The sequence below is a fragment of the Paraburkholderia sp. GAS42 genome (assembly GCF_050436565.1).
Taxonomy (GTDB): Bacteria; Pseudomonadota; Gammaproteobacteria; order Burkholderiales; family Burkholderiaceae; genus Paraburkholderia.
Map to the genome: position 1 here is coordinate 1 of NZ_JBNDML010000052.1, position 8,892 is coordinate 8,892.

At 59.9% G+C, this 8,892-nt stretch carries 8 protein-coding genes; 7 read left to right on the plus strand and 1 reads right to left on the minus strand.

Translation table 11 applies throughout. The features are described 5' to 3' along the window. Positions 1-573: 573 nt before the first annotated feature. Positions 574-1,218 carry a TetR/AcrR family transcriptional regulator gene (locus P3T16_RS34480; protein WP_429345619.1) on the minus strand — a complete coding sequence of 215 codons (645 nt, stop codon included), beginning with the start codon at positions 1,216-1,218 and terminating at the stop codon, positions 574-576. A gap of 96 nt (positions 1,219-1,314) precedes the next feature. Here P3T16_RS34480 and P3T16_RS34485 point away from each other — a divergent pair, with 96 nt between their 5' ends. From P3T16_RS34485 to P3T16_RS34515, 7 genes are all read left to right on the plus strand, one after another. Next, the gene (locus P3T16_RS34485) at positions 1,315-3,027 is read left to right on the plus strand and encodes an AMP-binding protein (protein WP_429345620.1); all 1,713 of its coding nucleotides are present in this window, start codon (positions 1,315-1,317) and stop codon (positions 3,025-3,027) included. An 83-nt stretch (positions 3,028-3,110) separates the two neighbouring features. Further along, on the plus strand, positions 3,111-3,926 hold the full coding sequence (locus P3T16_RS34490; protein WP_429345621.1) for a crotonase/enoyl-CoA hydratase family protein: 816 nt from the start codon (positions 3,111-3,113) through the stop codon (positions 3,924-3,926). 161 nt (positions 3,927-4,087) lie between these two features. Beyond that, positions 4,088-4,222 carry a hypothetical protein gene (locus tag P3T16_RS34495; protein WP_429345622.1) on the plus strand — a complete coding sequence of 45 codons (135 nt, stop codon included), beginning with the start codon at positions 4,088-4,090 and terminating at the stop codon, positions 4,220-4,222. 65 nt (positions 4,223-4,287) lie between these two features. Continuing rightward, the gene (locus P3T16_RS34500; RefSeq protein ID WP_429260424.1) at positions 4,288-5,052 is read left to right on the plus strand and encodes an SDR family oxidoreductase; all 765 of its coding nucleotides are present in this window, start codon (positions 4,288-4,290) and stop codon (positions 5,050-5,052) included. Positions 5,053-5,059: 7 nt separating this feature from the next. Next, positions 5,060-5,818 carry an SDR family NAD(P)-dependent oxidoreductase gene (locus tag P3T16_RS34505; protein WP_429345623.1) on the plus strand — a complete coding sequence of 253 codons (759 nt, stop codon included), beginning with the start codon at positions 5,060-5,062 and terminating at the stop codon, positions 5,816-5,818. Positions 5,819-5,995: 177 nt separating this feature from the next. After that, positions 5,996-6,985 (plus strand): zinc-dependent alcohol dehydrogenase family protein, encoded by a 990-nt coding sequence (locus P3T16_RS34510; RefSeq protein WP_429345624.1) that lies wholly within the window; start codon positions 5,996-5,998, stop codon positions 6,983-6,985. 207 nt (positions 6,986-7,192) lie between these two features. Continuing rightward, positions 7,193-8,182 (plus strand): haloalkane dehalogenase, encoded by a 990-nt coding sequence (locus tag P3T16_RS34515; protein ID WP_429260427.1) that lies wholly within the window; start codon positions 7,193-7,195, stop codon positions 8,180-8,182. The last annotated feature ends 710 nt before the right edge of the window (positions 8,183-8,892 follow it).

Genomic DNA, 8,892 nt, shown 5'->3' on the forward strand with positions numbered 1-8,892 from the left:
GGTCATCGCCTTCAACGAATCGCTTCATGAGTCACCCGATCTCAGTGCGTTGATTCAGTGTAGGCGATCAGTGTGTTTTCACACACCCTCGGCCAGGAGCTGCCAGTCAATTTCCCATGGCGAGTGTCCTGGAGCAAAGTACTGCAATCCGCACATTGTCGAGCCGTCTGCAGCGTTAGGCGGAATTAACTGATCTCGATTAGAGATCTCAATCGGAGATTGATTTTGGCGCAATATGCGAAACGGAGGCGCATCCCGCATCGCTTCGTTCACGTCGTCTCCCGGTTGGTCGTTTCGGCGAACGAGGCGCGGCGAAGGATCCGCTGATCGAACTGAAGGGCGCGCGCTGGCGGGGCGTGGTTGCCAGCGGGCGGGCAGTGGCGGTGGGGCGTGACAGAGTTCTACGGCGGCGCCAGTCCGTCGCCGGCGGCGCGGTGTTTCCGAAATCCGTCATCGCGTCGCTCGTATGTGCAGCGACGAACAGATTCGGCCATGAACGCCAGCCTGACAAAGCGGCATTCGTCACGTCTCCATTGCGACCGAGTGCGCTGCCCTGCTTTCATTTGCTCGTATCTAAGCTTTCCCCAACCGTGAGAGGAGCACCTCGAGATGACCTGAAGCGATGGCGTCGAGATCGCTATCGAGCAAGCGCAGACGGCCAGTCTGATGAACGATAAGTGCACCGATCAAAAAGGCGAAGAGCATGCTCGCCTCGAGTCGGGCCGATGGCTCTGTGAGATCGCCGAGGGTACACAGTGCTCCGCGCAACAGATCTAGCGTAAGCGCAAGACGACGGTTCAGCTGGGCATTCAAGTTGGGACTGAGTCCTCGCGGACGTAGCCCGTGCCAAAGGTAGAGTCCCAGCGCCACTTCGTCGGGCTTTTCTCGATAGTACGAAAGGAACGCAAGCGCGGCCGCTTTCAATTTCGCGCGCGGATTGGGCGCAAGTCGGAAGGACGCTTCGACGCATTCATGTAATCGCTCCAGCGACTCCGCGAGCAGCTCGGCATAGATCGCTTCCTTCGAAGGAAAAAGTGGATAGATCGCGCCAGTCGTGCAGCCCGCCTCGGCGGCGATTGCACGCATCGAGGCGCCGTCCAGGCCCCTGCGGTTGAAAACCCGTCGGGCTCCGTCCAGAACAAGTTGGCGCCGGGCCTGGTTGAGCGCGACCTCGCGCGCTTCCTTGCTGGCCTCAAAGTCAGGGTTGACAGGTGGCATAGGGCTCATGAGGAAAAACCACATGATACCTAAAATAATGACTTGACATGAAAATAACAGTGTTATTTAATGAAACCAACGTTACATGGAGGCGGCATGCTCTCAACGGAGAGGGTTCACGGGGAGGTGGGGCGATCATCAAGCTACGTGTCTGGCTTGGCGTGTCGGCCCCTACTGGGCGAGACAATCGGGGAGGCGCTGGATCGCGCCGCCAAGACTTGGCCTGATCAGCTTGCGGTCGTTGCTTGCGAGCAGGGGATACGCCTGACCTATGCCGAGCTGAGAGACCGAGCCGACGCCATAGCGCGAAGTCTAATGGCCCTCGGGCTCGTTCCCGGAGACCGAATCGGGATCTGGTCCCCAAACAACATTGAATGGGTGCTGACTCAATTCGCCTCGGCCAAGGCTGGACTGACCCTCGTCAGTCTTAATCCGGCCTACCGTTCTGCGGAGATCGAATACGCTCTCAGGAAGGTTGGTTGTCGCGCAATTGTCTGCGCGACATCGCACAAGACCAGCAACTACCTCGATATTCTGGCAAGCGTTGCCCCTGAGTTCGAAACATCGAAATCCGGCGCATTGCGCGCGCAAGCCCTGCCCGATCTGGAGATCGTCATTCAAATCGGCGGTCCAACGGTCGCGACAGCTATCCCCTTCGAGGATCTCTCGACAGATCGCTTCGTTTCTGGCGCATCGGTAGCCGATGTCAGCATTGATTTCGACGACCCTACTAACATTCAGTTCACCAGCGGTACGACTGGCGAACCGAAGGGCGCAACGCTCACGCATCACAACATAGTTAACAATGGATTCTTCGTGGGCGAAGAACTCGGCCTTGGGCCCGGGGATAGAGTTTGCATTCCTATTCCCTTTTACCATTGCTTCGGGATGGTAATGGGCAATTTGGCTTGTATCACGCATGGCTCGGCCATGATCATTCCGGGCGCGGCCTTCGAACCGGGCGCGGTGCTCGCTGCAATAGAGAACGAGTCGTGCACAGCACTATACGGAGTGCCAACGATGTTCATCGCACTTCTAGAGCATCCTGAGTTCGATCGCTTCCGGCTCAGCTCGCTACGCACTGGCATCATGGCTGGCGCGCCGTGTCCCCTCGCAGTGATGCAGCGCGTCGTCGACCGCTTGGGGATTGGGGAGATCACGATCGCCTACGGGATGACCGAGACGAGTCCGGCTAGTTTTCAAACCAGTCGTGTCGACTCGCTGGAGCGGCGCGTATCGACAGTCGGCCGCGTTCTTCCTCATATCGAGGTGAAAATCGTTGATGAGGAAGGACAGGTAGTTCCGCGAGGGACCTCTGGTGAGCTTTGCACCCGCGGATATTCCGTGATGCGCGGATATTGGGGCGATGAGCAGCGCACCGCCGAGGTGATCGATCAAAAAGGCTGGATGCACACCGGCGACCTCGCCACGATCGACGACGAGGGTTACTGCAACATTGTCGGGCGCATCAAGGATATGGTTATCCGTGGCGGCGAGAACATCTTTCCCCGAGAGATCGAGGACTTCCTCCACACCCATCCCGATATACAGGACGTTCAGGTTTTTGGGGTGCCGGATGTCAAATTCGGTGAGGAATTGTGCGCGTGGGTCCTCCTGCGCGGCTCACGCAGGCTCGAGGAGGAGGACATCCGCGACTATTGCCGTGGCCGGATCGCACACTACAAGATTCCGCGCTACGTTCGTTTCGTCGACAGTTTCCCAATGACCGTTACCGGAAAGATTCAGAAGTTCGTCATGCGTGAACGGATGTGTGAGGAACTCTCTCTGGCTGAGACGAAGACCGCTTAGCGCTGACTACAGCTCGCCTGTTCGCGCACTCGCAAGTGCCCATCTGGATCAATTGTCCAACTCAACTCTGAAGGAGTATTGCTATGAGCGTCTATGTCGAAAGGAACGGTCCGGTGACGACGGTCATCAACGACCTGCCAAATACACGTAATGCCGGTGACCCGGAAACGGCGGACGCGCTGACAAACGCATTCCTTGCATTTGAGGCCGATCCTGAAGCCAAGGTTGCCGTGTTTTGGGGAGCGGGCGGTGCCTTCTGCGCCGGCTGGGACCTCAAATACGCTGCGGGCCTTGCGGATCGGAAACGATTCCAGACCGAGATCGTCGAAGGCCTTGCATTTCCGCCGGGCGCGGCCCCCGCGCCGCGCGGCCCGCTTGGGCCCTCAAGGCTGGAACTGTCGAAGCCTGTGATCGCTGCCGTCGAAGGTCCCGCCGTGGCCGGGGGCATGGAGTTGGCGCTTTGGTGCGATATTCGCGTCATGTCCGAGGATGCTTATTTCGGCGTGTTTTGCCGACGTTGGGGGATTCCGCTTCTCGATGGTGGCACAGTGAGATTGCCACGACTCGTCGGTCAAGGCCGCGCCATGGAGATCATCCTGACTGGACGAAAAGTCCCCGCGGAAGAAGCATATCGAATCGGACTGTGCGAAAAAATCGCGCCAATGGGAGAGGCAAGAGCGGTTGCAGAAAGCTTGGCACATGAAATCGCCCGCTTTCCGCAAGCGGCGGTGCGTGCAGACCGCGCAAGCGTCTATGAAACCTATGGGCTGCAGGTGCGTGATGCACTCAAGCGCGAATGGGCGACTGGGCTGGAAGCCCACCATAAGGAAGGTACCAATGGTGCGGCACGTTTCGCGGCCGGAAAGGGCCGGCACGGTGACTTCGCTGATATCGCCTGAGGGTCGCAAGAGCTCGCCATCCGGGCGAAATTCTCATGTGCAGACTGATCCGATGATCATTCTCGTGACAGGTGCTGTCGGCACCCTCGGCGGGCGATTGCGGATCCCGTTGTACGGGTAGGCCAAACGCGCGCCGTGATCCAGCAGGCGGCGAGCAGCGTGTGCTCACGGTGAGCTCGGGCGGCACGATCGCGTTCACCGCGCCGCAGGTACTCGCCGCGCGGGCGTCGAGCGCGATCGCGCTGAACCTGCAGCTGGCCGATGAGGCCGTGCGTGTGATCGACGCACATCGCTGAGGCCGCGGCGCAAACGCGACGAACAACAACTTTGTCAAATTCTGAATTAATTGGGATAACGAAACATGGCAACAAATCTGTTCGACCTGACCGGGAAAATCGCGCTCGTGACCGGCGCGAGCCGCGGGATCGGCGAGGAAATCGCGAAGCTGCTTGCGGAGCAGGGCGCGCACGTGATCGTGTCGAGCCGCAAGCTAGAGGACTGCCAGGCGGTCGCCGACGAGGCCGTGAAGGCCGGCGGCCGGGCCGAGGCGCTCGCGTGCCACATCGGCCGCATGGACGACATTGAGGCCACGTTCGAGCACATCCGCGTCAAGCACGGCCGCCTCGACATCCTCGTCAACAACGCGGCCGCGAATCCGTATTTCGGTCACGTCCTCGATACCGATCTCGCCGCGTTCAACAAGACCGTCGAGGTCAATGTCCGCGGCTACTTCTTCGTGTCGGTCGAGGCTGGCAAGATGATGAAGGCGCAGGGCGGCGGCGCGATCGTGAATATCGCGTCGGTGAACGCGCTGCAGCCCGGCGACAAGCAGGGCATCTACTCGATCACGAAGGCTGCCGTCGTGAACATGACGAAGGCGTTCGCGAAGGAATGCGGGCCGCTCGGCATTCGCGTGAACGCCCTGCTGCCCGGCCTTACAAAGACCAGGTTCGCGGGCGAACTGTTTGAGGACAAGGAGATTTACGAGCGCTGGATGGCCGAGATCCCGCTGCACCGCCATGCGGAGCCGCGCGAGATGGCCGGCACCGTGCTCTATCTGGTGTCCGATGCGTCGAGCTACACGAGCGGCGAATGCATCGTCGTCGACGGCGGCATCACGATCTGAGGCGGCGATGAAGATCGACAGCTATGCAGGCCAGGTCGTGATGATCACGGGTGCCGCGAGCGGCTTTGGCGCGCTGCTTGCGCACGAGCTCGCGGCGATGGGCGCGCGGCTTGCGCTCGGCGACCTCGACGCCGACGGGCTCGAGCGCGTCGCCGCGCCGCTGCGCGCAGCGGGCGCGAATGTCATCGCGCAGCGCTGCGATGTGAGCGTCGAGGCGGACGTCGCAGCGCTCGTCGTCGCGGCGGTCGCGCAGTTCGGCCGGCTCGACATCGGGATCAACAACGCGGGGATCGCGCCGTCGATGAAGGCGCTGATCGACACCGACGAAGCCGATCTCGACCTGACCTTCGCGGTTAACGCGAAGGGCGTGTTCTTCGGGATGAAGCACCAGATCCGCCGGATGCTCGCGCAGGGCGGCGGCGTGATTCTGAACGTCGCGTCAATGGCCGGGCTCGGCGGCGCGCCGAAGCTCGCCGCGTACGCGGCCGCGAAGCATGCGGTCGTCGGCCTGACGAAAACGGCCGCGGTCGAATATGCCCGCCGCGGGATTCGCGTGAACGCGGTATGCCCGTTCTACAGCACGACGCCGATGGTGACCGGCAGCGACATCGGCAACAAGCAGGACTTTCTCGCGCAAGGCTCGCCGATGAAGCGCCTCGGCACGCCAGAAGAAGTCGTAGCGACGATGCTGATGCTCTGCGCGAAGGAAAACTCGTATCTGACCGGGCAGGCCGTCGCCGTGGACGGCGGCGTCTCGGCGGCCTGACTGACATAGACGGAGCCGGGCTGCCGAACAAAACAGAAACTTGCGGATCAACGGTGAGTTCGTCCGCAGGCGGGCAGCTGAAAAAGGCTACACGGGTCCTATCACTCTTAAAAGCGTGGAAGCTTTTAAGCCTGCAAAAGCCGCCTGAGTTCACTGGCGCTAATCAAGGAGATTCTAATGTCACGCATTATTAAGTTCGCGAAGTCTGGCGGTCCGGAAGTTCTCGAATTCATCGAGATGCAGGTTGCGGCTCCCGGTCCCGCTGAAGTTCGCATCAAGGTCAAGGCAATCGGCCTCAACCGCGCCGAGTCGATGTGGCGAAACGACGCATACACCGAACCCGTCAAGTACCCGGCAGGTTTGGGGTACGAAGCTGCCGGCATCGTCGATGCGGTTGGCGCAGACGTGACTGGCTTCGCGGTGGGTGATGCGGTCAACGTGATACCCTCGTTTTCGATGAACCAGTACGCCACGTACGGCGAGGTCATCATCGTACCGGCCTATGCTGTTGTGAAGCACCCGAGTTCACTCTCGTTTGAGCAGGCGGCGTCGGCGTGGATGATGTTCGTGACAGCTTACGGCGCGCTCATCGAAGACGCCAAGGTAGGCAAGGGTGATTTCGTTCTCATTCCCGCAGCCTCCAGCAGTGTTGGACTCGCGGCGATCCAGCTCAGCAACTATGCAGGGGCGACTCCCATTGCGCTGACGCGTACCTCGGCCAAGAAGCAGCAGTTGCTCGAAGCAGGCGCCGCGCATGTGATTGCAACGGATGAGGTCGATTTGGTGCAGGAAGTGATGCGTCTCACGGACAACAAGGGTGCACGCGTCGCATTCGACCCAGTCGGCGGCCCGAACTTCCCGAAGCTGATCTCCGCGCTAGCCTTCCAGGGCGTCGTGTACATCTACGGGGCGCTCGCTGAGGGCGACACCCCGATGCCGGTGCTGGCGATGATCGCCAAGATGCCGGTTATCAAAGGTCACAACATCTGGCTCACGACCGGCGACGAAACACGCCGGAAGGCAGCAGTGGAATACGTCCTCAAGGGCCTTGAGAACGGTGCACTGAAGCCGGTCATCGATCGCACATTCAAGTTTGATGAAATGGTGGAGGCACATCGCTACCTGGAGCAAAGCGGTCAGTTCGGCAAAATCGTAGTAACGGTGTGATCGCGGATGGGGCGTGATGCACGCCATAAGATGCAGTGACCTAGACTAAATCTGACAGTGGTTGGCTTCTCGTGCTGACGCACTGCCGCGAAGGGCGTAGCCCGAAGCGGCCGTGCGCGCCGCAAACAGCAAGAAGTCCACCATGACTCAGCAAGCGACCTTCGCCGACCCTTAGATCGGCTATAAACCATTTTCCGGCGAAGAAGCGTGCAAGCCGGCAATCCGTTGTCGGGCTTCTTTCCGCGCCGATACGCGCAAATATACTCAATCGGAGGCATCAGCGTGATGCAAGCTAATTCAGCCGCAGATACAAAAAGGCCAATCTCGGCCGAGTTCGCCTATGCCGAAAACTACGCCAACCTCTATGGTTCAAGACTTCACTACGTTGATGTCGGCCAGGGTGACCCATTTCTGTTTCTGCACGGTAATCCTCACTGGTCGTATTGCTGGAGAAACGTTATCCCCCATCTTGAGCCGCTTGGCCGCTGTATCGCGCCGGATTTCATTGGGTTCGGGAAATCCGATCACCCCGACATCGAGTACAGGATCTTCGATCAGATCAGATTTATCGAAGAGTTCGTGGTGCAGTTGGACCTTCGGAATATCACGCTGGTTCTTCACGACTGGGGCGCGCTTGTCGGCCTCGATGTGGCTCGGCGATTTCCCGAACGCATTCGCGGCGTTGCGTTCTTTGAGTTTCCTGTGAAGCCGCCGGGGACGCTCAAGGAGACTTGGCCGCTCATCGCCGACGAGTTCGAAAAGCTCCGCTCGCCGGAAACCGGCCCCGAGCTTCTGATGGGGCAGAACCTGATCGTGGAAAGTACCATCCCGGCCGTCACATTGCGAAAGCTCAGTGAGGAGGAGATGAACCAGTATCGAGCCCCGTTCCCGGATTGGGAGTCGCGCCGCCCAATGGCCCGGCTTCCGCGCGATTGGCCCTTTGGGGGTGAGCCGATCGACACGGCTTGGGTGATCGCCAAGTACAGTGAATGGCTGATTGAATCACCAATTCCGAAGCTGTTGATTCACGCGACCCCCGGTCTGTTTGTGACGCCGGAGAATGCGGCATGGGCGGCAAGCAACTTTAAGAACATTGACACCCTCGACCTCGGGCCCGGCGTTTTCATGCTGATGGAGGACCACCCCCACGAGATCGGAGAGGGCATCGTGAAATGGTTCGAGGCGAAGGTCGCATGACCATTCGCGCAGGTCGGTTCGCGCTGGATAGCCGCATCACGCTGTAGCTGGGCGGCGTCGGCGACACCACCGCACAACACGGGTCCCCTTGATTTCGCTGCGTTTTATTGCTGTAGACAGGCCTAGCTGCGACAAGGGTTAGCGCTTTGCCCCTAAAATAATAACCAATCAAATCAGTCACTCCCTGACTGGTCTTTTCCCCGCTTCTCAATATCTCCCTGCTGCGCCACGGCCAGTAGCCGCGTGCGCCGATGGCCGACGTGGAGTCGGTTTGACGGCGATAAGTTCCGACGGCGATGCATCCCCGGTGATTTGCGCCAGCGTCCATACATATCGGCGGGCGTAGAAATGCCACTGCGATTCGGCGAATTCGTCAAGAACCTCCCTGCAGTGCGGAAAGGCCGAGCGAGCGTACGCGACGTTCGCAAGTTTCGTTGCGCGCCCGATCATATGCTTTGAAATCCTGACTGGCCGGTCCGTACCCGCGTAAAGCCTGAGCGCCGACTGCCTGATCCTCGGCGTGACACTCGTCGTCGTTTCGTGGATAGCTCGGCTGCTATGCGCCTCACTTCGGACATTCGAATTGCCGTGACGTGCGTCCGAAATGGGTCGAACGAACGAAACCGCTCGCGCGGTAGGGGGCTCCGGCCCGTGGTAGTGGTAATGCTGAGGAAACCGACTCTGTTTTCATGTTGATGGGCGAGGCAATC